Here is a 21,112-nt window from a genome sequence, read left to right as displayed (position 1 = left end):
GGGCCGCTTGGCTCGGCCCTGCGGCCGCCCATATGGTCGGGTCATGCGGGTGCTGTTGAAGCTGACCCTCGACTGCGATGCGGACGCCGCGTGGCGCGCGATCCGCAGCCCGGCCGTGCTGCGCGAGGTCGTCGCGCCGTGGCTGGACTTCGAGTCGCTCGAGGCGGAGGGGTTCCCGACCACGTGGCCGGAGGGACCGCATCGTCTGCGCACGCTCGCGTTCGGCATCGCGCCGAGCGGCGAGGAGTTCGTCGACGTGTCCTATCCGGGCGGGCTGCCGCCCGGCGTGCGGATGCTGCGCGACGGCGGCGGGGCCGTCACCGGACCCCTCTCCGCGTTCCGGTCGTGGGACCACCGGATGGCGGTGTCGCCGCTCCCGGACGGCCGAACCCTGTATCGCGACCAGCTTCGCGCGAGCGCGGGCGCCCTCGACGCGCTGTACTGGTACCCGACCTGGGCGTTCTGGCAGTACCGCGGGCGGCGCCTGCGGCAGCTCGCCCCGACCTGGGCCTACGACCCGCCCGGCACCGCCGATGCGGCCCGCGCCGAGGCCCGGGCGTCGGGAGCGGCCTCGTGACCGCGACGCTCGGCGCGCTGCAGCTCGCGGACTGGCGCCGCCGCGTCTTCGGGCTCTACGCGGGCGTGCGGCACCTCAACGTGCACGACCCGGCCAAGGGCCACGAGCTCTGGAAGTCCGGGCGCGACGAGCTGTTCGCCGGACATCCGCAGTCGCCGCTCCTCCCCGACGACCGCGCGCGATTCACGGGCCTCGACGTCGCGTCGTACGACCCCGACTGGCGCTTCGAGCTCGAGGTGCGGCGACCCGACGAACCGCAGCGGATGGTCGTCGACAGCTCGAACGACGGGCCGATCCCGTTCTCGCTCGTGGGCACCGTGCGGATCCCCTACCTCGGCACGCTCGACGTGTGGCGGCTCACCGCCTACGGCGGCGGCATCTTCCTGCCCGTCAAGGACGGGCTCGCCGGCGCGCCGGGCGGCACGTACGGCGGCGGACGCTACCTGCTCGACACGATCAAGGGCGCCGACCTCGGCTCGGGCGGCGATGACGACAGCCTCGTCGTCGACCTGAACTTCGCGTACAACCCGTCCTGCGCGTACGACCCGTCGTGGTCGTGCCCGCTGGCGCCGCCGGGCAACACGGTCCGCGAGGAGATCCCGGTCGGCGAGCGGATGCCGCGCTGAGCATCGTCCCGGCCGGGCGCGCAGGTCACGCGCAGCGGCATCCGCTATGGTGGTCCCCGGCGTGCGCGACGATCGCGCCGCCTGCGTCGTAGACACGCTTCCGGGCCCAGCCCGTCGATTGACTTCATACGGCGAACGGATTCGCCGACCGGCGTCTTCGCCAACTCCCCCACCGTCGGGCCTCCCCGCCGACTGCGTCAGTGCAGCGGCGCGCCCGGCCGTGCCATCCGGAACGGACCATCCTTGACCGACATCACCTTCGGCGCGCTCGGCGTGCCCGCCCCCCTCGTCGCGGCCCTCGCCGCCGACGGCAAGACCACGGCGTTCCCCATCCAGGTCGGCACCCTGCCCGACACGCTCGCGGGTCGCGACGTGCTCGGCCGCGGCAAGACCGGCTCGGGCAAGACCATCGCGTTCGCGCTGCCCATGGTGGCGCGCCTCGGCACCGAGCTCGCCGGCGGCCGCCGCCGCGCGGGCCGTCCGCTCGGCCTCGTGCTCGCGCCCACGCGCGAGCTCGCGACCCAGATCACCCAGACGTTCGAGCCGCTCGCCGCGGCGTACGACCTGAAGGTCACCACGATCTTCGGCGGCATCAACCAGAAGCGCCAGGTCGAGGCGCTGCGTGCGGGCGTCGACATCGTCGTCGCCACGCCGGGCCGGCTCGAGGACCTCATCTCGCAGGGATTCGCGCACCTCGACGCGGTCGAGATCACCGTGCTCGACGAGGCCGACCACATGGCCGACCTCGGCTTCCTGCCCGTCGTGATCCGCCTGCTCGACAAGACGCCGCGCGACGGCCAGCGCCTGCTCTTCTCGGCGACGCTGGACAACGGCGTCGACAAGCTCGTCAAGCGCTACCTGCAGGACGAGGTGCTGCACTCGGTCGACGAGGCGCACTCGCCCGTCGCGGCGATGACCCACCACGTGTTCCAGGTCGCCGACACCGACGCCAAGCACGACCTCGTGAAGGCGCTCGCCTCGGGCACCGGCCGGCGCATCCTGTTCATGCGGACCAAGCACCACGCCAAGAAGCTCGCGAAGAAGCTGACCGACCAGGGCATCCCCTCGGTCGACCTGCACGGCAACCTGTCGCAGCCGCAGCGCGACCGCAACCTCGCCGCGTTCGGCGACGGCTCGGTCAAGGTCATGGTCGCGACGGATGTCGCGGCGCGCGGCGTCCACGTCGACGACGTCGAGCTCGTCATCCACGTCGACCCGCCCATGGAGCACAAGGCGTACCTGCACCGCTCCGGCCGCACCGCCCGCGCCGGCAGCGAGGGCGACGTCGTCACGATCGCGCTCCCGGGCCAGATGGACGACCTCGGCAAGCTGCTCCGCAAGGCCGAGATCCGCGTCGCACCGCAGCGGGTGTCGCCGGCCTCTCCCGAGGTCGTCGCGCTCGTCGGCGAGGTCGCCCCGTACGTGAAGCCCGCGCCGCGCGAGGCGAAGCCGCAGCAGGGCGGCGGCCGGTCGCAGGGCGCGAACGCGCAGCGCAAGCGCGCTGCGCGCGAGGAGCGCGCCGCAGGCGGCGCCCAGCCCGCGGGCCAGGGTCGCCGGAGCCGCGGCCGCGGCCGCGGCGGCCAGTCGGACGTGGCCCCCGCGGCACCGCGCCGGGACCGTTCGGGTCGTCCGGCGGAGGCGAAGGCGCACGCGCCGAAGCAGGGCTCGGGGCAGTCGCGAGGGTCGCAGTCCACCGGCGCGCAGCGGACCTCGTCGTCGCGCGGCGCGCAGAAGCAGCCGCTCCGCGTCGGCAGCCTCGTCTCCCCGAACCGCAACACGCGCACCAACCGTCGCGCGCAGGGCTGACCCCTCCGCGCACCGGGACGGCCCCGCACCCTCGATGGGTGCGGGGCCGTCGCGTCGTCCGGTGTCGGCGCGCCGCGCGGGCGCAGGCGGACGCGGCGGCCGCAGGGCGTCAGTAGGCGGCGTAGAAGCTGCCGAGCACGCCGTCCGCGGCCGACAGGTCCTCGTCCGTGACGGCCTGCGCGGCGACCACGACCGTGTACGAGCCCGTCACGTCGTTCGCGCCGACGACCACGAAGGTCGCGGTGCCGCCGCAGTCCGTGAAGATCTCCCAGACGCCGACGTGCAGCCCGTCGTCGTACGGCTCGCGGCCCTTCGAGACGCATCCCTGGTCGACGAGGCCGTCGGCGAGCAGGTCCGCGGCCGCGTCGGGCGACAACCCGGCGGCGTCGCGGGACGCGTAGACCGTCATGCCGGGCGTTCCCCATGAGCCGGTGTAGCCGGCGAGGTCGGGCGCGGCGGAGACCGACTCCCAGACCGTGCCCTCGGCGTCGGTCACCGCAGCGCCGTCGACGTCGGACCACGATGCCGGGACCTCGACGCTGATCGCACCGGTGTCGTCGGTCACGGTCACCGCCCCACCGGAGCCGGGCTCGTCCGTGCCGCTGCCCACGACGGGCACGGCGCGAAGCGCCTCGCCGTTGACCTGGCCGCGGTAGACCATGCCGTCGGCGGGCCGGTAGAGCTCGAGCGCGAGCGCCGCGTCGGTGCCGTGCGTGCGCAGCACGTCGCAGTACTCCTTCATGGTGCCGTCCAGGCCGAGCGAGACGCCCTCCATGCGGGTGAGCAGGTCGCCCGGCTCCACCCCGGCCGTGTCGGCCGCCGAACCCGACGTCACCGAGTTGACCCAGATGCCGAGACCCGTGCCGTCCTCCCCGACGAGCGCCTCGCCGTTGATGCCGAGGCTCAGCACGTCCTCGCCGTCCACGAGGTCGTGGATCACGTCGAGCACGGCGTCGCGGTGGATCGCGAAGTTGTAGTCGAGCGCGTCGTTGCCCGCGTAGTTGACGCCGACCAGCGCACCCTGCGGGTCGACCAGCGGACCGCCCGAGTTGCCGCCGCGGATGCGCGCGTCGTGCTCGATGACGCCGTCGATCGAGGCCCACGGCGTCTCGCCGTTGGTGTTCGCCTTCGAGACGATGCCCTTGGTCTCGGTGAACGTCGGATCGCCCAGCGGGAACCCGGCGGCGTACACGTCGAGCGCGGTGTCGATGTCGCCATTCCGCCAGTCGAGGAACGGGTAGTCGCCGCCGTCGAGCTGCACGACGGCAAGGTCGAGGCACTCCGAGGTGCCCAGCACCTTCGCGCTCAGCTCGTCGGTGGTGTCGCCGCCGCGCCAGACCTTGAGGGTGCCCGCGCCGGCGACGACGTGGTTGTTGGTGACGGCGAGCCCGTCGGGCGTGATGATGAAGCCGGATCCGCGACCAGCGGCCTCGTAGCCGCCCTCCTCGGGCGAGACGAACGTGCCGACGGCCTCGAGCTGGATGGTGGCGGACTGGACGCCGTCGAAGCCGACGGGAGCGGGACCCGACGGTCCGGTGGGAACGCAGCCGGCGAGCCCGGCCACGGCGGCAGCGGCCACGACGGCAGCGCTGATCCGCGAGGTGTTCGATGTCATGCCTCCGACGGTATGGACGCGCGGACGCCGGAGGGCCAGTGGCAACCCTCCGTCTCCGCCTCCGCCGCCCTGAGCCGGGGACGGTGCGCACCCTGAGCGGGCACTCCTCCCGTCGCCCGATTTCGTCCACGACGGCGGGCCGGGTTAACCTGAGCGCCATGAGCACCGAGGTCGTTGCCGAAGTCGTCATCCGTCCCGTCCGCGATTCCGACGCCGAGGCGTTGGGTCGCGTGCACGCCCAGTGCTGGCACGAGGACTACGACGAGCTGGTGAGCGCGGCGACGCTCGAGAACCTCTCGCCGCGCCGCATGGCGGAGCTCTGGACGCACTGGATGGGTCAGGGCGACGACTTCACGCACGTCGCGGCGCTGGTCGACGGCGAGATCGTCGGGTTCGCCGGTGCGGGCCCCGCCCGCGACGACGACGCGCCGCGCGAGCGCGAGCTGTTCTTCATCCACCTGCTCGACGCCCACCACGGGCACGGCATCGGCCAGAAGCTCTTCGACGCCGCGGTCGGCGACGGCTCCGTGTACCTGTGGGTGCCGTCGGCGAACGAGCACGCGGTCCACTTCTACGAGCGCAACGGGTTCACCGCCGACGGCGGCGCCCACGACGAGCCCTTCCTCGGCGAGACGATCCACGAGGTGCGGATGGTGCGCTAGCGCGCACGTCCGAGCCGTCGGGGCCGGGCCCGCTCCGGCCGGTCTGGAGCCCTCGATCTCAGCCGAGCGCGCCGACGGCGGCGAGCGCGCGTCGCAGCAGGGCGCCGCGGCCGCCCTCCATCTCGTCGCCGAACGCCTCGCTCGCCGCCTCGGCGGGCGAGACCCAGGTCACCTCGAGCGCGTCCTGGCGCGGCTCGCACGTGCCCGTGACGGGCACGACGTAGGCGAGCGACACGGCGTGCTGGCGCTCGTCGGTGAACGGCGAGATCCCGGGCATCGGGAAGTACTCCGCGACGGTCGCGGGCACCGGGCTCGCCGGCAGGAGCGGGAAGGCCATCGGGCCGAGGTCCTTCTCCAGGTGCCGGAACAGCGCGTCGCGGATGGTCTCCCCGTACATCACGCGACCCGACACCAGGGTCCGGGTCATCTCGCCGACGGCGTTCGCGCGGAGCAGGACGCCGACCTCGGTGACCTGCCCCATGCCGTCGACGCGCACGGGCACGGCCTCGACGTAGAGCAGCGGGAGGCGCCCGCGCACCTCCGCGAGCTCGAGGTCCGAGAGCCAACCGGGATTCGTGGGCGGCTGGACCACCGGCTCGTCGCCGGGGTTCCAGTCCGGGTCGGGAGTGCGTACGGCCATGGGTCGATTCTGCCCCACGTGCCCGTCGCATGCTCGGAGGTCACGGGTCGGGCGGCCTCCGATCGCCGGGGTACGATGCCCGGATGCGGATCGACGACGAGGCGGTGCTCTGGTCGGCGTCGCCGACCGACCGGGCCGGCCGACCCCTGCTGGTGCTGCTGCACGGCTACAACTCGCACGAGGGCGACCTCTTCGGCCTGAGCCCCTACCTGCCGCTCGAGCCGGCGATCGCGTCGCTGCGCGCGCCGATCTCGACGGGGTACGGGCACGCCTGGTTCCCGCTGCTCGCGCAGGGCGAGGAGTTCGCCGTGTCCGGCGCCGACGAGGCCACGACCGCGATCCTCGACTGGGTCGATCGCGCCGTGCCCGACGGCACGCCCATCGGCCTGCTCGGCTTCTCGCAGGGCGGTGCGATGGCGATCGAGCTGCTGCGCCGGGCGCCCGACCGCTTCTCGTTCGCGGTGAGCCTCGCGGGCTTCTCGATGCCGGGCGACCGGCCCGGCGACGACCGGCTCGCGGAGGTCGCGCCGCCGGTGTTCTGGGGACGCGGGTCGATCGACGAGGTCATCCCCTCGGCGTCGGTCCGGCGCACGCAGGAATGGCTGCCCGCCCACGTCGAGCTCGACCAGCGGGTCTACGAGGGCGTCGGCCACTCGGTGTCCGACCGCGAGCTCGGCGACGTGCGGGCCTTCCTCGCCGCGCGTTACGCGGCCTGACCGGGCCCGCGTCGTCGGCGGGGCTCAGGCCCCGCCGCCACCGCCTCCGCCGCCTCGCGGACGGTCGGCGTTCGCCGCCCGCTCCGCGTCGCGCTCCGCGAGACGGCGCTTCTCGGCGCGCACGCCGGCCTGCCGCGCGCGCTCCTCGACGAGCCACTCGGGCGGCGCGGCGAGCAGGTCCTTGATCTCGGCCGTCGTGAGCGGCTCGGTGATGCCCGCGCGCGCGAGTCCCGAGTTCGAGACGCCGAGCTTGGCCGCGACGACGCCCCGCGGGTGCGGGCCCTCACGGCGCAGGGTGGCGAGCCACTCGGGCGGGTCGACCTGGAGCGCGGCGAGCTCGTCGCGCGTGACCGGTCCGGCGCGGAACTCGTCCGGCGTCGCATCGACGAGGATGCCGAGCTTCTTCGCCGCCGTCTCCGGCTTCATCGACTGGGACTGGCGGGGCGTCTCGGCGTTCACCCCTCCACGGTAGTCGCCCGGCGCCCGGGCGCCCAGCCGGGTGCCGGTCGCGGGACGTCGCGGGACGACCGGCGCGTGCGCGCGAACGATAGCCTGAGGGGGCCGCGCGGCGCGGCGGAAAGGGGACGCACGTGTCGCTGCGGCTGCGCTACGTCGCGGGGGTGAGCCCCGCGAAGTGGCTCCGCGCCTGGGCCGAGCGCCGACCCGACCTGCCGCTGGAGGCCGTGCGCGTCGAGCAGCCCGAGCAGCTCGACGAGCTGCGCGCCCGCGACGCCGACCTCGCGTTCGTGCGCCTGCCGATCGACGACGAGGGCCTCCACGTGATCCCGCTCTGGGAGGAGGTCGCGGTCGCGGTGGTGCCCAAGGACCACGCGTTCGCCGACGCGTCGGCCCTGGTGCTCGCCGACCTCGCCGACGAGCCGCGCGCACCCGAGCAGCCCGACCCCGCGATGACGGTCGAACTCGTGGCGGCGGGCACCGGGTACGCGATCCTGCCGCACAGCCTGGCCCGCCTGCACCACCGGCGCGACGTGGCGGCGGTGCCGGTGACGGATGCCGCGCCCACGCGCATCGCCCTCGTCTGGTCCGTCGAGCGCGACGACGACGACATCCAGGAGTTCGTCGGCGTCGTGCGCGGCCGCACGACCCGCAGCTCGCGCGGCTCGGCCGACGCGGGCCGTGGCGACGAATCGGCGCGCGACGAGCGAGCTCGCCGACCCGGAGGAGGGTCCGACCGCTCGGCACGGCGCCGGGGCGCGACGCCGACTCGGCGCGGCGGAGGCGGCCGACGGCGCACGGGAGGTCGCGGCCGATGACCCGGGACTTCCTCTTCCTGTCGGCGCGACCCGAGGTCGAGGCCGTCGGCCCCGAGTACGAGTCGGTCCGCCGCGCCGCCGGCCTCGATGCGGGCCGCCTCCAGCACCTCCGGCTCGACGTCCAGTCGATCGGCGACGTCGACGTGCGCCGCTACGCGGGCGTCGTGGTGGGCGGCAGCCCGTACAACGTGACGACCGCCGTGGAGCACAAGCACCCCGTCCAGCGCCGGGTCGAGGACGACCTCGCCCGCGTCGCCGAGCAGGCGCTCGCGTCCGACCACCCGGTGCTCTTCACCTGCTACGGCATCGGCGTGCTGACGCGCGTGCTCGGCGGCGAGGTCGGAACGCTCCACGGCGAGGAGGCGTCGGCGGTCGAGATCACGCTGACCGATGCCGGCCGCGAGGATCCGCTGCTGGGCGCCCTCCCCGCGCGGTTCGACGCGCTCGTCGGCCACAAGGAGGCCACGAGCCGGCTGCCCGACGACGCGGTGCGGCTCGCCGGCTCGGCCGGCTGCCCGGTCCAGGTGTACCGCGTGGGCACCGCCGTGTACGCGACGCAGTTCCACCCGGAGGTCTCGGCGGCCGACTTCATCGCACGCGCGGCGGTCTACCGCCACCACGGGTACTTCCCCGCGCACGAGCTCGACGCCCTGAGCCGGCGCGTGCACGCGGCATCCGTCACCGAACCGCAGCGGATGCTGCGCGGCTTCGCGGTGCTGGCGGACGCGCGCGACGCGGGCTGAGCCGCCGTCGCCGGACGCACCGGACGGCCCGGCCGACTCGCGTCGGCCGGCCCGTCGATGGTGGAGCGGGTCGGGTCAGGCGGCCTTGCGGCGACCGACGATGAGGCCGTAGATCAGCAGCACGATGATCGAGCCGCCGATGGCGAGCAGCCACGTGCTGAGGTCCCAGAACTCCTCGAGACCGACTCCGAAGAGCACGCTCCCGAGCCACCCGCCGAGCAGGGCGCCGACGACGCCGAGGAGCAGGGTGATGAACCACCCTCCACCCTGCTTGCCGGGCAGGATCAGCTTCGCAATCGCCCCGGCGATGAGGCCGAGGAGCAGGAAAGCAAGGAAACCCATCGAAACTCCTTCCGTTGGGGCCAACTGTCCTCCTGAACGCTTCCTGAGTGCAAGAGGTTGCACAGGCGCGTCGCGAGCCGCTACGCGCGCGGACGGCTCGTCGCACCGCCGCGATGGGCGGGTGCGGGAACGCGCGCCGCAGTACGAGTCGCCGCCCGAGCGTCGACGGCTTGCGCGACCCGCTCCGGCAGGCGGACGCTGGGCACATGGAGGCGAGCGCCGAGCCCTGGGTCCTGCACGTCGACCTCGACCAGTTCATCGCGGCGGTCGAGGTGCTGCGGCACCCCGAGCTCGCGGGCCGGCCGGTGATCGTCGGCGGCCGCGGCGACCCGACCGAGCGCGCCGTCGTCTCGACGGCGTCCTACGAGGCGCGCGAGTTCGGCGTGGGCTCCGGGATGCCGCTGCGGATCGCCGCGCGGAAGGCGCCCGACGCCGTCATCCTGCCGGTCGACGCGGACGCCTACACCGCGGCATCCGCCCGGGTCATGGCGGCGCTCCGCGAACACCCGGGCACGGTCGTGCAGGTCCTCGGCTGGGACGAGGCCTTCGTCGGCGCGACCACCGACGACCCCGAGGCCCTCGCCCGCGCGCTCCAGGCCGCCGTGCTGGAGCGCACCGGGCTGCACTGCAGCGTCGGCATCGGCGACACCCTGGTCCGCGCGAAGGTCGCCACCGGGTTCGGCAAGCCGCGCGGCGTGTTCCGGCTCACGGCCGCGAACTGGATGCCGGTCATGGGCGACCGCCCCACGACCGCGCTCTGGGGCGTCGGCACGAAGGTCGCCCGTCGGCTCTCGTCGCACGCCATCGAGACGGTGCGCGACCTCGCCGGCGCCGACCCGGGCGTGCTGGCCGGGGAGTTCGGCCCGCGGATGGGCCCCTGGTACGGCCGGCTCGGGCGCGGCGAGGGCACCCGCATCGTCGACGACACCCCGTGGGTCGCCCGCGGGCACAGCCGCGAGACCACGTACCAGCAGGACCTCGCCGACCCCGCCGAGGTCGAGTCCGCCCTGCGCGAGCTGACCGCCCGCGTGCTCGACGACGTGGCCGCGGAGGGTCGCCCCGTCGTCGGGCTCACGCTCAAGGTGCGGTACGTGCCGTTCACCACGAAGACCTTCAGCCATCGGCTCGCCGCGACGACCGACCGGGACCTCGTGCTCCGGGAGGTCCTGGCGCTCGCCGCGAAGCGGGACCCGGAGCGCGCGGTCCGGCTGCTCGGCCTCCGGGCCGAGATGCCCATGCCCGACGACGCCCGGGAGGGGCGCACGCCGACGCGCAGCGGATGGTGACACCCGAGGGCCCCGGGCGCACCGGCCTCACCCGACGCGGCGCACGGACGCCCCGCGGCGGCGCCGGATCCACTTGTCGACCTCCGCGACGACCAGCACCGTCGAGGCCACGAGGAACGCCCCGATCCACTCGGGCAGCGTCAGCGGCACGAACCCGAGCACGCCCTGGCCGATCGGCGTCGACACGGCGAGTCCCTGCAGGACGACGGCGAGCACCGCGGCGCCGAGCAGGAGCGGGTTCGCCCACGGCCGCAGCGCGAACACCGATCGGAGCTCCGAGCGCGCCGTGCCCGCCTGGAAGAAGTTGAGGAAGGCGAAGACGGTCATCGCCAGCGTCCGCGCGTGCTCGAGGCTCCGGCCCGTCTCGAGCGCGAGGTGGAACGCCACGAGCACGCACAGGCCCATCCACGCGCCCGTCACGGCGATGCGGATCCAGATGTCGCGCGAGAGCAGCCCGGCGTCCTTGCGGCGCGGCGCCGCCGCGAGCTCGTCGCCCTCGCCGGGCTCGAACGCGAGCGCCACGTCCTGCAGGCCGTTCAGCACGAGGTTGAACCACAGCACCTGCACGGGCAGGAACAGCAGGGGCGTGTCGGTGAACAGGTTGAGCGCCACCGCGAGCGGCGCGGCGACCGAGTTGGCCAGCAGGAAGAACGCGACCTTGCGGATCGCGGCGAACGTCACGCGGCCCTGCTCGACGGCGTCGACGATGGTGACGAAGTCGTCGTCGGTGAGGACGATGTCGGACGACTCCCGGGCGACATCCGTGCCCGAGCGGCCCATCGCGACGCCGAGCGAGGCCATCCGAAGCGCCGGAGCGTCGTTGACCCCGTCGCCGGTCACCGCCACGACCTCGCCGTGCTCCTCGAGCACCGACACGATGCGCAGCTTGTCCTGCGGGGTGACGCGGGCGACCACGGCCGTCTCCCGCAGCCGCGCGGCCACCTCGTGGTCGCTGATCGCCTCGAGCTCGGCGCCCGTGAGCGGCGGGCCCTCCGAGGGGATGCCGACGCGCTCCGCGATCGCCGCCGCGGTGCTCGGATGGTCGCCGGTCACCATCTTCACGGCGATCCCGGCGTCCCGGCAGCGACGGATGGCGTCCGCCACGCCCGGTCTGGGCGGATCGACGAGGCCGACGAGGCCGAGCAGGGTCAGGCCGCCGAGGGCCGCCGGATCGGCGATCGCGGGTTCGTCGGGACCGAGCTCCCGCGACGCGGTCGCGATGACCCGCAGCCCGCGATCGGCGAGCTCCTGCTCGGCCCGCTCCACGGCCGCCCGGTCGAGCGGCACGCGCTCGCCGTCCGGCCCGAGCATGGCGACGGATGCCTCGAGCAGCGCGCCCGGCGCCCCCTTGGCGTAGTGCACCCGACCGCCGTCCGGCCCGGGCCGGACGGCCTGGGAGCTCCGCAGCTCCGGTTCGTAGGGCACCTCCGCGATCGGCGGACGGCCGAGGTCCGCGAGCCGGACGCCGCCGACGTCGAGTGCCGCCTGCGCGATCGCGACGTCGACCGCGTCGCCCGCGAGGGCCCCGCTGGCCGGGTCGACCCGGGCCTCGTTCGCCCACGCGCCCGCGGCGAGCGCGGCCGCCACCGCCGCGACCGGCTCGGATGCCGCGTGCACGGCGCCGCCGGCCCAGACCGTCTCCACGGTCAGCCGGTTCTCGGTGATCGTGCCGGTCTTGTCGGACGCGATGACGGTCGTCGACCCGAGCGTCTCGACGGCGGGCAGTGACCGGACGACGGCATGGCGCCGCGCCATCCGCGTCACGCCGATGCTCATCGCGACCGTCAGCGCGACCGGCAGGCCCTCGGGGATCGTGGCGACCGCGAGGGCGATCGCGGTGAGCAGCGCGTCGCCCGCGTCGAGCCCGACCACGAGGCCCGCGACGAGCACGAAGAGGCCGACGAAGCCGACGACCCAGCCGATGCGTCGCTCGAGCCGGTCGATGAGCACCTGCAGCGGCGTGCGCGTCTCGACGCCGTGGACGAGCGCGTCGATCTCGCCGAGCTGCGTGTGCGCGCCCGTGGCGACCACGACGCCGGTCGCCCGGCCGGTGGTCACGAGCGTGCCGCCGAAGACCAGGTCGCGGTCGCCGGCCTCGTCGCCGGCGACCTTCGACACGGCGGCGGACTCGCCCGTGAGCATCGACTCGTCGACGCGCAGGCCGCGCGCCTCGTGCAGCCGGAGGTCGGCCGGCACGCGGTCGCCGCTGGCCAGCAGCACGACGTCGTCCGGCACCAGCCCCTCGGCGTCGATCTCGACGACCTCACCGTCGCGCCGGACCCGGCATCGCGGCGCGGTGAGCGACTGCAGCGCGGCGACCTCGCCCGCGGCGCGGCGCTCCTGCCAGAAGCCGATCGCGGCGTTGCCGACGAGCACGAGCAGGATCGAGGCCGTGTCGATCCAGCGCTGGAGGATGCCGGTGACGACCGCCGAGACGAGGAGCAGGAAGATGAGCGGGCTCACGAACTGCCGCAGCAGGATGCGCCACCAGCTCGCGGGGCGGGCGGCGCCGAGCACGTTGGGCCCGTACTCCTCCCGACGCCGCTCGACCTCGTCGGCCGACAGGCCGCGCCGCACCGCCGCGGTGCTCGGGCGAGCGGTGCCCGGGGGGTCGGGGGGCCGGCGGCCCGCGTCGTCGGTCATGCCTCCAGCCGAACACGGCCGGCGCGGCGGGGCGAGGGCCCTAGGTCCGACGCGAGTGCCGCCGGGCTACGCGACCGCCTGCGCGGCGGTCGCGGTGCTCTCCCGCGCCTCGAGGCGGGGTCGGTACAGCACCGAGTGATCGACCGAGCCGCCGTCGATGAGGGTGCGCAGCCGCGACCACGCCTGGGCGCCGATCTCGGCGCGGGGCACCGACATGCTCGTCAGCCGCGGCGTCGCGTAGCGTGCCATGGGCACGTCGTCGAAGCCCGCGACGGAGAGCTCGCGGGGCACGTCGACGCCGAGTTCGCGCAGCCGGGCGAGCAGCCCGAGCGCGACGAGGTCGTTGAAGGCGAGGACGGCCGTCACCCCGGCCCGGTGGGCAGCGGCCACGGCGTCCGCCACCGCCTCGCCGTCCTCGGGTCGCGATCCGCCCGGGATGCGGTCGATGCGCACGGCGGGGTGCATCGCGAGCGCCTCGTCGACGCCGCGCACGCGCTCCGCGTTCGAGGCGCTCGCCTCGGGGCCGCTGACGTAGGCGAGCCGGCGGTGGCCGAGCGCGACCAGGTGGTCGACGAGGTCGCGGATTCCCCGCACGTAGTCGACCCCGACGATGGGAACCTCGAGCTCGGGCAGCGGCCGGTTCACGACCACGACGGGCGCGACGCGGTCGACGAGCCGGCGCAGGCGCTCCTCGGGCATGCGCGGCGCGCAGAGCACGAGCGCGTCGCAGCGCCCGCGGGCCTCGAGTGCGGTCGCCTCCTCGTCCTCGACGCGCTCGGCGGTGTCGGCGACGAGGACCCGGTAGCCGTCGCCCGCCGCTGCGAGGCTGAGGCCCTTCAGGATGCCCTGGAACAGCGGGTTCTCGAGGTCGGGCACGACCATCGCGATCGTGCGGGTCCGGCCGAGCACGAGGTTGCGCGCGAGGGCGCTCGGCGCGTACCCGAGGGTCGCGATCGACGCCTGGACGCGGCGGACGATGTCGGGGTCGACGCTCTGCCGCCCGTTGAGCACGCGCGAGACCGACGCCGGCGAGACGCCCGCGTGCGCGGCGACGTCGGAGATGGTGACGCCTCGACTGCGTTCGCCCATGCACCCCGTCCCTCCGGATCTCCGCCCCGGCCGGACCAGCGACGGGAAATCGATTCCTCAGTCTAGTCCCGGAGTTGGCGAGGAACCGCCGTGTCGCATAGTCTCGAGCGGAGAAAGCGATTTCTCAGTCGCACGCCGGCGAGGGCGAATGGAGGGAACCGCACGCATGCGCGTCATCATCACCGGATCGTCCGGCCGTCTCGGGCGCTCGCTCGCGACCGGACTCGCCGGTGCGGGCCACGAGGTCGTCGGCCTGGATCGTCGCCCGGCCGGGCTCATCGGCGTCGACGAACGCGCGGTCGACCTCGCGGCTCCCGGTGCCGCCGGACGCGTGCTCGAAGACCTGCGGCCCGACGCGCTCGTGCACCTGGCCGGCATCGCCGTGCCGTTCAGCGCTCCCGAGCGCGACATCCTGCTCACCAACACCGCACTCGCGCACGACGTGCTCGGCGCAGCGGCGTCGGCCGGGGTCGGCCGCGTGCTCGCCGCGTCGAGTCCGACCCCGATCGGCTACTCCTCGCCCGGCTGGCGCGCCGCCGCGGTGCCGATCGACGAGACCCATCCGCTCGCGCCGGCGAACGCCTACGCGCTGTCGAAGGTCGTCATCGAGGAGGCGGTGCGGATGTTCGCCCGCTCCGCGCCCGGCGCGTTCGGGTCCTTCCGCCCCTGCTACGTGATCTCACCGGAGGAATGGGCCGGCGCGCTCACGCAGCAGGGCCACACCGTCGTCGAACGGCTCGCCGACCCGGCGCTCGCGGCCGTGAGCCTCTTCAACTACGTCGACGCGCGCGACGTCGCCGCCTTCGTCGACGCGTGGCTCGCCGCGCCCGCCGACGCGATCGACGGCGAGGGCTTCTTCGTCGGCGCCGCCGACGCGCTCGCCGAACGCCCCGTCGCCGAGCTCTGGCGCGAGTACGCGCCGGGCCTCGGTCCGGCCGCCGATGCACTCGAGGGCACGGCGCCCGCCTTCTCGATCGCGAAGGCGCGAGACCGGCTCGGCTGGTGGCCGAGCCGCGACTGGCGCAGCGAGCTCGCCGCCGCATCCCGGACCCACGACACCGAAGCGAGGACCGCATGACCACGCCTGCCCTGGCCTTCGACGGGGTGCTCTTCTTCCCCGTCACCCCATTCGACGCCGACGGCCGGGTCGACCTCGACGTGCTCGGCGAGCACCTCGAGACGCGACTGCCGTTCGGGCCCGGCGGCGTCTTCCCCGCCTGCGGCACCGGCGAGTTCCACGCGCTGTCGGCGAGCGAGGCGATCGCCGTCGTGCGCGCGAGCGTCGACGTCGTCGCCGGCCGGGTGCCGGTGGTCGCGGGCGCCGGCGGACCGCTCGGCCACGCGATCGAGCTCGCGCGCGGGGCCGCCGAAGCCGGCGCCGACGCCCTGCTGCTGCTCCCGCCCTACCTCGTGTCGGGCACCGCTGCCGGGCTCGTCGCCTGGGTCGAGGCGGTCGCCGCGGCATCCGAGCTGGCCGTCATCGTCTACCACCGCGCCACGGCCCGCTACACCGCCGACGCCGTCACGCGGCTCGCCGCGAACCCGAAGGTCGTCGGGTTCAAGGACGGCACCGGCGACATCGGCCTCGCGCAGGAGATCGTGCTCGCCGCCGAGGCCGCCGGCCGCGACGACTGGGCGTTCTTCAACGGGCTGCTCACCGCCGAGCTCAGCCAGGGCGCGTACCGGGGCATCGGCATCCCGCTGTACTCGTCCGCCGCGTTCGCGATGATCCCCGAGCTCGCCGCGATGCATCACCGGGCGTACATCGACGGCGACGAGACGACGCGGATGTCGCTGCTGCGCGAGTTCTACACGCCGCTCGTGCGCCTCCGCGACGAGACGCCGGGCTTCGGGGTGTCGCTCATCAAGGCCGGCCTGCGCCTGCGCGGCCTGCCGGTCGGGTCGGTGCGCCCGCCGCTCGTCGACCCGACGCCCGAGCAGGAGCGACGCCTCGCGGCGATCCTCGACTGCGGGCTCGCGCTCGTCGAGCTCGGCGGCACGCGCCCGGCCGCGTCGACGTGCCCGTCGACGGCGCCGGCGGATGCCGCGGGGGCCGCGTCGCGGTGACCGCCGCCATCGCGCGCATCGCGACGCGCCCGATCCGCATCCCGCTGCTCCGGCCGTGGGGGCCGGACGTCCGCGACCTCTCGGTGGTCGAGGTCGAGGTCGAAGACGCAGACGGCGCCGTGGGCTGGGGCTTCTCGTGGACGCCGACGATCGGCGCCGCCGCGGTGCGAGCGCACCTCGACCACGACATCCGCGCGTTCGCGCTCGGGCGGGAGGCCGAGGCATCCGCGATCTGGGCGCCGCTCTGGACGCACCTGCACGAGGGCGGCAGCGGCGGCATCACGACGATCGCGATGGCCGGCCTCGACCTCGCCCTGTGGGATCTGGCCGCGCGCCGGGCGGGCGTCGGCGTCACCGACCTGATCGGCCGCCGCCACGAGACCGCCGCCGTCTACGGCAGCGGCGTGAACCTGCACTACCCGCTCGACGAACTCGTCGCGCAGGCCGCGCGCTGGGTCGAAGCCGGCTTCGACGCCGTCAAGGTCAAGGTCGGCAGTCCCGAGCTCGCGCGCGACGTCGAGCGCATCACCGCGGTGCGCGACGTGATCGGGCCCGACCGGCGGCTCATGGTCGACGCCAACCAGCGTTGGAGCCTCGAGCAGGCCGAGCGCGCGATCGGGGAACTGTCGGCGTTCGACCTCGCATGGATCGAGGAACCGCTGCGCGCCGACGACCTGCCCGCGCACGTCGAGCTGCGGCGTCGCATCGACGTGCCGGTCGCGCTCGGCGAGAACCTGCACACCCGCCACCGCTTCGCGGAGTTCATCGACGCGGGCGCGGTCGACGTCGTGCAGCCGAACACCGTGCGCGTCGGCGGCATCACGCCGTTCCTGCAGATCGCCGGGCTGGCGGCCGACCGCGGCGTCGACCTGGCCCCGCACCTGCTGCTCGAGCTCTCGGCGCAGCTCGCCCTCGCCCTCCCCGGCGAGCACCTCGTCGAATCCGTCGAAGGCGCCTCCTTCGAGGCCCTCGGCGCACTCGCCGCGCCGGCGCCCGTCGCGGTCACGGGCGCCATCGCGTCCACGACCGGGCAGCCCGGCCTCGGCGTACGCTTCTCAGACGAGCTGACGGATGCCGCGGCATCCGCTCGACCCACGGAGGACTTGTGACCGACACCGCCGCCCCCGCCCGCACCGAGTCCGGGCCCGCCGACACCACGCGCGAGGAGCTCGACGCGGTCGCCGCCGCCGCGCGCCGCGCGTTCGCCGTCACGGTCGCCTCGACCGCCGCCGAGCGGGCCGCCTGGCTCCGCGCCGCCGCCGACGCCCTCGACGCCGCCCGCGACGAGCTCGTCGCCGTCGCGGATGACGAGACGCATCTCGGCACCGCGCGCCTGACGGGCGAGGTCGCCCGCACCACCGCGCAACTGCGCCGGTTCGCCGACGCGATCCTCGAGGGCTCCTACCTCGAGGCCACCATCGACCACTCCGACCCGTCGACGATCCCGCCGACGCCGGACCTGCGCCGCATGCTGCGCCCGCTCGGTCCCGTGGCCGTGTTCGGGGCGTCGAACTTCCCGTTCGCGTTCTCGGTCGCGGGCGGCGACACCGCGTCGGCGCTCGCGGCCGGCTGCCCCGTGGTGGTCAAGGGCCACCCGGCGCACCCGCGCCTGTCGGCCCGGACCGCCGAGATCGTGGGCGACGCCCTCGTCGCCGCGGGCGCCCCGGAGGGGGTGTTCGCGCACGTGACCGGGCACGAGACCGGCGTCGCGCTCGTGCAGCATCCCGAGATCCGCGCCGTCGGCTTCACCGGGTCGCTGCACGGCGGCCGAGCGCTGTTCGACCTCGCGCAGCGCCGCCCCGACCCGGTCCCGTTCTACGGCGAGCTCAGCGCCGTGAACCCGGTGCTCGTCACCCCGGCGGCCGCCGCCGCCCGCGGCGACGAGTTCGCCGCCGGGCTCGTCGGCTCGTTCACCCTGGGCGCCGGCCAGTTCTGCACGAACCCCGGCGTGGTGCTCGTACCCGCGGGCTCGGGCTTCGGCGAGCGCGTGCGCGCCGCGCTCGACGCCGCACCCGCCGGGCCCGCGCCCATGCTCACCGACGGCATCGCCTCGGCGTTCGCGTCGGGCATCGACCGGCTCGCCGAGCACGACGAGGTCGAGGTCGTCGCCGGCGACCCGGCGCAGCAGCCCGGCACGGGCGCGCCCGTGGTACTGACGACGACGACCGCCGCGGTCATCGCCGACCCCGGCGTGCTGCTGCACGAGTGCTTCGGCCCGTCGACGCTGCTCGTCGAGTACGCCGACGTCGCCGACGCGCTCGCGGCCGTCCGCGCCGTCGGCGGCAGCCTCACCGCGACCGTGCACGCCCAGCCCGACGAGGAGGTCGCCCCGATCGTCGAGGTGCTGAGCGAGGTCGCCGGACGCGTGCTGTTCGCGGGCTGGCCGACGGGCGTGGCGGTGAACTGGGCGCAGCAGCACGGCGGGCCGTGGCCGTCGACCACGACCATCCACACGTCGGTCGGCGTGAGCGCGCTGCGGCGGTTCCTGCGGCCGATCGCGTTCCAGGACGCACCGGATGCCGCGCTGCCGCCCGCGCTCCGCGAGGCGAATCCGCTCGGCATCCCGCGTCGCATCGACGGGGTGCTCGTGCTCCCCGGCGACGCCGGCTGAGCCGCGGACGAGGGGAATCGACGCCGAACGAGAGAACGCCCCGGATCCCTTGCCGGGATCCGGGGCGTTTCACGTGGCGGTACCGGTGGGATTTGAACCCACGGTGGGCTTTCACCCACACAACTTTTCGAGAGTTGCACCTTAGGCCGCTCGGACACGGTACCGGGATCGATGATAGCCGGATCGCCGCGAGGCACCAAAACGAGCGGATGCCCCTAGGCCGCGAGCTGCGCCGCCACCACGTCGGCGTCCTCGCCGACCCCGAGCAGCAGCGGCGACTTGCGCGTCCGCAGCCATGGGACGCCGACGAAGTAGAGCCCCGGCACGACGGTGCTCGCGCCGTCGAGCTGCCTCGGGAAGCCGAGGTCGTCGACGACGTCGGGCATGCCGATCCACCGGTAGTCGGGCCGGAACCCGCACGCGACGACGACCGCGCCGAGCTCCCCGACGCCGGGCGCGGGCGTCACCGGGATGCTCGCCCTGGGCATCTCCGGCAGCTCGGGCTCGGGCATGCCGAGTCGTCGCGCCGTCTCCGCGATGAGCCCGCAGACGACGTGCCAGCCCTCGTCGCCGGAGGCGACGGCCTCGCCGAGGTCGCCCGCCACGACGAGGCGGTCCCCGTCGACGCCGCGGATGCGGCCCATGAGCCGCGCGCCCGCAGCAGCCAGCGTGCGCAGGTTGAGGTCATGGCCGCCGCCCTGGCCCGTGACCAACGGGTTCGCGGCGAGCCGCGCGGCGGGCGTGGGCAGGTCCGCGGTCGTCTGCTCGAAGAACCCCGCGTCGATGAGCCAGTCCACGCCGTCCCGGCCGCCGACGCGCCGCGGCATCGCGGGCGCGCGGCCCGCCGAGAGCACCACCTCGCGACCGGCGCGGAGCAGCTCGTCGGTGATCTGCGCGGCGGTCTGCCCGCCGCCGATGACGAGGGTGGTGCCGGCGGGAACCGATTCCGGGGATCGGTACGACGTGGCCCCGACGATCGGCACGCGACGGGCGAGCTCCTCGACGATCGCGGGCCGCCGCTCGAGCTGGAACGACCCGGTGCACGCGACGACGCGCCGGGCGCGGACGATTCCGGCCGGCGTGTCCGCCACGAACGCGCCCTCGCCGCCGCGGAGGGCGACGACCGGGGCGTGCTCGATCACCGGAGCGCCGAACGAGGCGGCGTACCGCCGCAGGTGGCTGATCACCTGCTCACGCGGGAGGTAGCCGTCGGGGTCGTCGCCGTCGTACTCGCCGCCGGGCAGGCGGATGGTGTGGTTCGGGGTGACGAGGGTGAAGCTGTCCCACCGGAGGAACCACGAGGCGCCGGCGCGGTCGCGTTCGAGGACGACGTGGTCGAGTCCGAGGCCCGTGAGCGCGTGGCTGACCGCGAGGCCGGCCTGCCCTCCGCCGACGACGAGCACGTCCGTGTCCGCGAGCATGGCGTCAGCGTAGGCATCCGGATCGCGACCCGGAGGGCCTCAGGTCCCGCCGGGCTCGGCCCGCTCCGCTCGGCCCGACGCGTCCAGCCGGCATCCAGCGACCGTCCAGCGCCGGGCCGTACGTTCGGCGCATGTCCGATCCCCGACCGGCGGTGGCCCGACTCGCCGCGGCCCTGACCCCGATCGCGCTCCTCGTCGCCGCCGTGCTCGGCATCCGTGCCGTCTGGCGGCGCTTCCGCGCCCGCATCACCGCGAACAGCCTCATCCTCAACGAGACGCTGCCGGTGCATTCCGCCTGGTGGCGCGCGCACGCGAAGGTGCGGGGCGAGCTCCTGTACGTCGCGCTCGGCGACAGCGCGGCGCAGGGCATCGGCGCGAGTCGACCCGACCACAGCTACGTCGGCGTGCTGGCGCGCCTCATCCGCGACGCCACCGGGCGCAGCGTCCGGGTGGTGAACCTCAGCGTGTCGGGCGCGACGGTCTCACGGGCCGTCGAGGACCAGCTGCCTCGACTCGCGAAGTACCGTCCCGACGTCATGACCGTCTCGATCGGCGCGAACGACATCGCGAAGTGGGACCCGGTCGGCTTCGAACGGGATCTCCGGACCATCCTCGACGCGGTGCCGCCGCACGCCCTCGTCGCCGACCTGCCCTTCTTCTACTTCCCGCAGCACGAGCGCAAGGTCGCCGTGGCGAACGACATCCTCCGGCGACTCGTCGACGAGCGCGGGCTCACGCTCGTCCGCCTGCACCGCGGCACCCGGCTCGGCGGGTTCCGCCGCATGTTCACCCACTTCGCGAACGACTGGTTCCACCCGAACGACCACGGCTACCGCATCTGGGCGGATGCCTTCCGTCCGGCAGTCCTCGCCTCCCTGGCCGCCCGCTTCCCCACCGATCCGGCCGTGGTCGCGGCCGAGGCGGCGCCGCCGGTCGCCCCGTCCGAGGCGTCGATGACGGATGCCGCGGCGGCACCCGCGGCAGGCTGACCCGC

The 21,112-nt window shown here is 74.8% G+C and carries 20 protein-coding genes and 1 tRNA gene; 13 read left to right on the top strand and 8 right to left on the bottom strand.

Annotation, left to right across the window (positions count from 1 at the left end):
• Positions 1-43 precede the first annotated feature (43 nt).
• The 3 genes from ABD230_RS17550 (at position 44) to ABD230_RS17540 (ending at position 3,009) form a co-directional block, all read left to right on the top strand.
• Positions 44-577 carry a hypothetical protein gene (locus ABD230_RS17550; protein ID WP_344377934.1) on the top strand — a complete coding sequence of 178 codons (534 nt, stop codon included), beginning with the start codon at positions 44-46 and terminating at the stop codon, positions 575-577.
• Entirely contained in the window at positions 574-1,203 is a 630-nt protein-coding gene (locus ABD230_RS17545; RefSeq protein WP_344377932.1) for a DUF1684 domain-containing protein, read from the top strand. Before ABD230_RS17550 ends, ABD230_RS17545 begins: the two co-directional genes overlap by 4 nt.
• 243 nt (positions 1,204-1,446) lie before the next feature.
• Complete coding sequence (locus tag ABD230_RS17540) at positions 1,447-3,009, top strand: DEAD/DEAH box helicase (RefSeq protein WP_344377929.1); 1,563 nt, start codon at positions 1,447-1,449, stop codon at positions 3,007-3,009.
• Between the two features lie 109 nt (positions 3,010-3,118).
• Here ABD230_RS17540 and ABD230_RS17535 read toward each other — a convergent pair whose 3' ends face one another.
• A complete protein-coding gene (locus ABD230_RS17535) occupies positions 3,119-4,624 on the bottom strand; it encodes a trypsin-like peptidase domain-containing protein (RefSeq protein ID WP_344377927.1) in 1,506 nt (501 codons plus the stop codon).
• 158 nt (positions 4,625-4,782) lie between these two features.
• On the opposite strand from ABD230_RS17535, the gene ABD230_RS17530 reads away from it, so the two are divergent.
• Positions 4,783-5,286, top strand: coding sequence for a GNAT family N-acetyltransferase (locus ABD230_RS17530; protein ID WP_344377924.1), 504 nt, complete (start codon positions 4,783-4,785; stop codon positions 5,284-5,286).
• Positions 5,287-5,344: 58 nt separating this feature from the next.
• Here the strand turns inward: ABD230_RS17530 and ABD230_RS17525 are convergent, their stop codons facing one another.
• Positions 5,345-5,926, bottom strand: a complete 582-nt coding sequence (locus ABD230_RS17525) for an NUDIX hydrolase family protein (RefSeq protein ID WP_344377921.1) — start codon at positions 5,924-5,926, stop codon at positions 5,345-5,347.
• Positions 5,927-6,009: 83 nt separating this feature from the next.
• Here ABD230_RS17525 and ABD230_RS17520 point away from each other — a divergent pair, with 83 nt between their 5' ends.
• Entirely contained in the window at positions 6,010-6,642 is a 633-nt protein-coding gene (locus ABD230_RS17520; RefSeq protein ID WP_344377917.1) for an alpha/beta hydrolase, read from the top strand.
• A gap of 24 nt (positions 6,643-6,666) precedes the next feature.
• On the opposite strand, the gene ABD230_RS17515 is transcribed toward ABD230_RS17520, so the two are convergent.
• Positions 6,667-7,068, bottom strand: a complete 402-nt coding sequence (locus ABD230_RS17515) for a DUF5997 family protein (protein ID WP_344378284.1) — start codon at positions 7,066-7,068, stop codon at positions 6,667-6,669.
• A gap of 164 nt (positions 7,069-7,232) precedes the next feature.
• Between ABD230_RS17515 and ABD230_RS17510 the strand changes: the two genes are divergently transcribed.
• Positions 7,233-7,916 (top strand): LysR family transcriptional regulator substrate-binding protein, encoded by a 684-nt coding sequence (locus ABD230_RS17510; protein ID WP_344377913.1) that lies wholly within the window; start codon positions 7,233-7,235, stop codon positions 7,914-7,916.
• Positions 7,913-8,659: a glutamine amidotransferase gene (locus ABD230_RS17505; RefSeq protein ID WP_344377910.1), complete on the top strand. Its 747-nt coding sequence runs from the start codon at positions 7,913-7,915 to the stop codon at positions 8,657-8,659. The genes ABD230_RS17510 and ABD230_RS17505 overlap by 4 nt, the downstream gene beginning before the upstream one ends.
• 75 nt (positions 8,660-8,734) lie before the next feature.
• Here ABD230_RS17505 and ABD230_RS17500 read toward each other — a convergent pair whose 3' ends face one another.
• Positions 8,735-9,001: a GlsB/YeaQ/YmgE family stress response membrane protein gene (locus tag ABD230_RS17500; protein ID WP_344377907.1), complete on the bottom strand. Its 267-nt coding sequence runs from the start codon at positions 8,999-9,001 to the stop codon at positions 8,735-8,737.
• A gap of 206 nt (positions 9,002-9,207) precedes the next feature.
• Here ABD230_RS17500 and ABD230_RS17495 point away from each other — a divergent pair, with 206 nt between their 5' ends.
• Complete coding sequence (locus ABD230_RS17495; RefSeq protein WP_344377904.1) at positions 9,208-10,287, top strand: DNA polymerase IV; 1,080 nt, start codon at positions 9,208-9,210, stop codon at positions 10,285-10,287.
• A gap of 27 nt (positions 10,288-10,314) precedes the next feature.
• Here ABD230_RS17495 and ABD230_RS17490 read toward each other — a convergent pair whose 3' ends face one another.
• Together ABD230_RS17490 and ABD230_RS17485 are read right to left on the bottom strand one after the other, a co-directional pair.
• On the bottom strand, positions 10,315-12,930 hold the full coding sequence (locus ABD230_RS17490; protein WP_344377901.1) for a cation-translocating P-type ATPase: 2,616 nt from the start codon (positions 12,928-12,930) through the stop codon (positions 10,315-10,317).
• Between the two features lie 66 nt (positions 12,931-12,996).
• Positions 12,997-14,019 carry a LacI family DNA-binding transcriptional regulator gene (locus ABD230_RS17485; RefSeq protein WP_344377898.1) on the bottom strand — a complete coding sequence of 341 codons (1,023 nt, stop codon included), beginning with the start codon at positions 14,017-14,019 and terminating at the stop codon, positions 12,997-12,999.
• 166 nt (positions 14,020-14,185) lie between these two features.
• Between ABD230_RS17485 and ABD230_RS17480 the strand changes: the two genes are divergently transcribed.
• From ABD230_RS17480 to ABD230_RS17465, 4 genes are read left to right on the top strand one after another with little or no spacing between them, the layout of a single operon-like run.
• On the top strand, positions 14,186-15,097 hold the full coding sequence (locus ABD230_RS17480; protein WP_344377895.1) for an NAD-dependent epimerase/dehydratase family protein: 912 nt from the start codon (positions 14,186-14,188) through the stop codon (positions 15,095-15,097).
• A gap of 11 nt (positions 15,098-15,108) precedes the next feature.
• Positions 15,109-16,086, top strand: a complete 978-nt coding sequence (locus ABD230_RS17475; RefSeq protein WP_344378281.1) for a 5-dehydro-4-deoxyglucarate dehydratase — start codon at positions 15,109-15,111, stop codon at positions 16,084-16,086.
• Complete coding sequence (locus ABD230_RS17470; protein ID WP_344377892.1) at positions 16,083-17,195, top strand: mandelate racemase/muconate lactonizing enzyme family protein; 1,113 nt, start codon at positions 16,083-16,085, stop codon at positions 17,193-17,195. Before ABD230_RS17475 ends, ABD230_RS17470 begins: the two co-directional genes overlap by 4 nt.
• Positions 17,192-18,697, top strand: a complete 1,506-nt coding sequence (locus tag ABD230_RS17465; protein WP_344377889.1) for an aldehyde dehydrogenase (NADP(+)) — start codon at positions 17,192-17,194, stop codon at positions 18,695-18,697. Before ABD230_RS17470 ends, ABD230_RS17465 begins: the two co-directional genes overlap by 4 nt.
• A gap of 74 nt (positions 18,698-18,771) precedes the next feature.
• Here the strand turns inward: ABD230_RS17465 and ABD230_RS17460 are convergent.
• Both ABD230_RS17460 and ABD230_RS17455 read right to left on the bottom strand, forming a co-directional pair.
• Positions 18,772-18,861, bottom strand: a tRNA-Ser gene (locus tag ABD230_RS17460).
• A 51-nt stretch (positions 18,862-18,912) separates the two neighbouring features.
• Positions 18,913-20,118: a flavin-containing monooxygenase gene (locus ABD230_RS17455; RefSeq protein ID WP_344377887.1), complete on the bottom strand. Its 1,206-nt coding sequence runs from the start codon at positions 20,116-20,118 to the stop codon at positions 18,913-18,915.
• A 131-nt stretch (positions 20,119-20,249) separates the two neighbouring features.
• On the opposite strand from ABD230_RS17455, the gene ABD230_RS17450 reads away from it, so the two are divergent.
• Positions 20,250-21,107: an SGNH/GDSL hydrolase family protein gene (locus ABD230_RS17450; protein WP_344377884.1), complete on the top strand. Its 858-nt coding sequence runs from the start codon at positions 20,250-20,252 to the stop codon at positions 21,105-21,107.
• The last annotated feature ends 5 nt before the right edge of the window (positions 21,108-21,112 follow it).

Origin of the sequence: Agromyces tropicus (assembly GCF_039531345.1) — a bacterium.
Lineage (GTDB): Bacteria > Actinomycetota > Actinomycetes > Actinomycetales > Microbacteriaceae > Agromyces > Agromyces tropicus.
Note: the sequence above shows the minus strand (reverse complement) of the source record. Positions and strands in the feature narration are given on the sequence as shown.

What these genes read in the sequence shown, in the direction of transcription:
- ABD230_RS17490 (WP_344377901.1), bottom strand. Translation starts at nt 12,930, where the DNA reads ATGACCGACGACGCGGGCCGCCGGCCCCCCGACCCCCCGGGCACCGCT.
- ABD230_RS17530 (WP_344377924.1), top strand. Translation starts at nt 4,783, where the DNA reads ATGAGCACCGAGGTCGTTGCCGAAGTCGTCATCCGTCCCGTCCGCGAT.
- ABD230_RS17450 (WP_344377884.1), top strand. Translation starts at nt 20,250, where the DNA reads ATGTCCGATCCCCGACCGGCGGTGGCCCGACTCGCCGCGGCCCTGACC.
- ABD230_RS17480 (WP_344377895.1), top strand. Translation starts at nt 14,186, where the DNA reads ATGCGCGTCATCATCACCGGATCGTCCGGCCGTCTCGGGCGCTCGCTC.
- ABD230_RS17515 (WP_344378284.1), bottom strand. Translation starts at nt 7,068, where the DNA reads ATGAAGCCGGAGACGGCGGCGAAGAAGCTCGGCATCCTCGTCGATGCG.
- ABD230_RS17455 (WP_344377887.1), bottom strand. Translation starts at nt 20,118, where the DNA reads ATGCTCGCGGACACGGACGTGCTCGTCGTCGGCGGAGGGCAGGCCGGC.
- ABD230_RS17495 (WP_344377904.1), top strand. Translation starts at nt 9,208, where the DNA reads ATGGAGGCGAGCGCCGAGCCCTGGGTCCTGCACGTCGACCTCGACCAG.
- ABD230_RS17550 (WP_344377934.1), top strand. Translation starts at nt 44, where the DNA reads ATGCGGGTGCTGTTGAAGCTGACCCTCGACTGCGATGCGGACGCCGCG.
- ABD230_RS17520 (WP_344377917.1), top strand. Translation starts at nt 6,010, where the DNA reads ATGCGGATCGACGACGAGGCGGTGCTCTGGTCGGCGTCGCCGACCGAC.
- ABD230_RS17535 (WP_344377927.1), bottom strand. Translation starts at nt 4,624, where the DNA reads ATGACATCGAACACCTCGCGGATCAGCGCTGCCGTCGTGGCCGCTGCC.
- ABD230_RS17500 (WP_344377907.1), bottom strand. Translation starts at nt 9,001, where the DNA reads ATGGGTTTCCTTGCTTTCCTGCTCCTCGGCCTCATCGCCGGGGCGATT.
- ABD230_RS17485 (WP_344377898.1), bottom strand. Translation starts at nt 14,019, where the DNA reads ATGGGCGAACGCAGTCGAGGCGTCACCATCTCCGACGTCGCCGCGCAC.
- ABD230_RS17505 (WP_344377910.1), top strand. Translation starts at nt 7,913, where the DNA reads ATGACCCGGGACTTCCTCTTCCTGTCGGCGCGACCCGAGGTCGAGGCC.
- ABD230_RS17525 (WP_344377921.1), bottom strand. Translation starts at nt 5,926, where the DNA reads ATGGCCGTACGCACTCCCGACCCGGACTGGAACCCCGGCGACGAGCCG.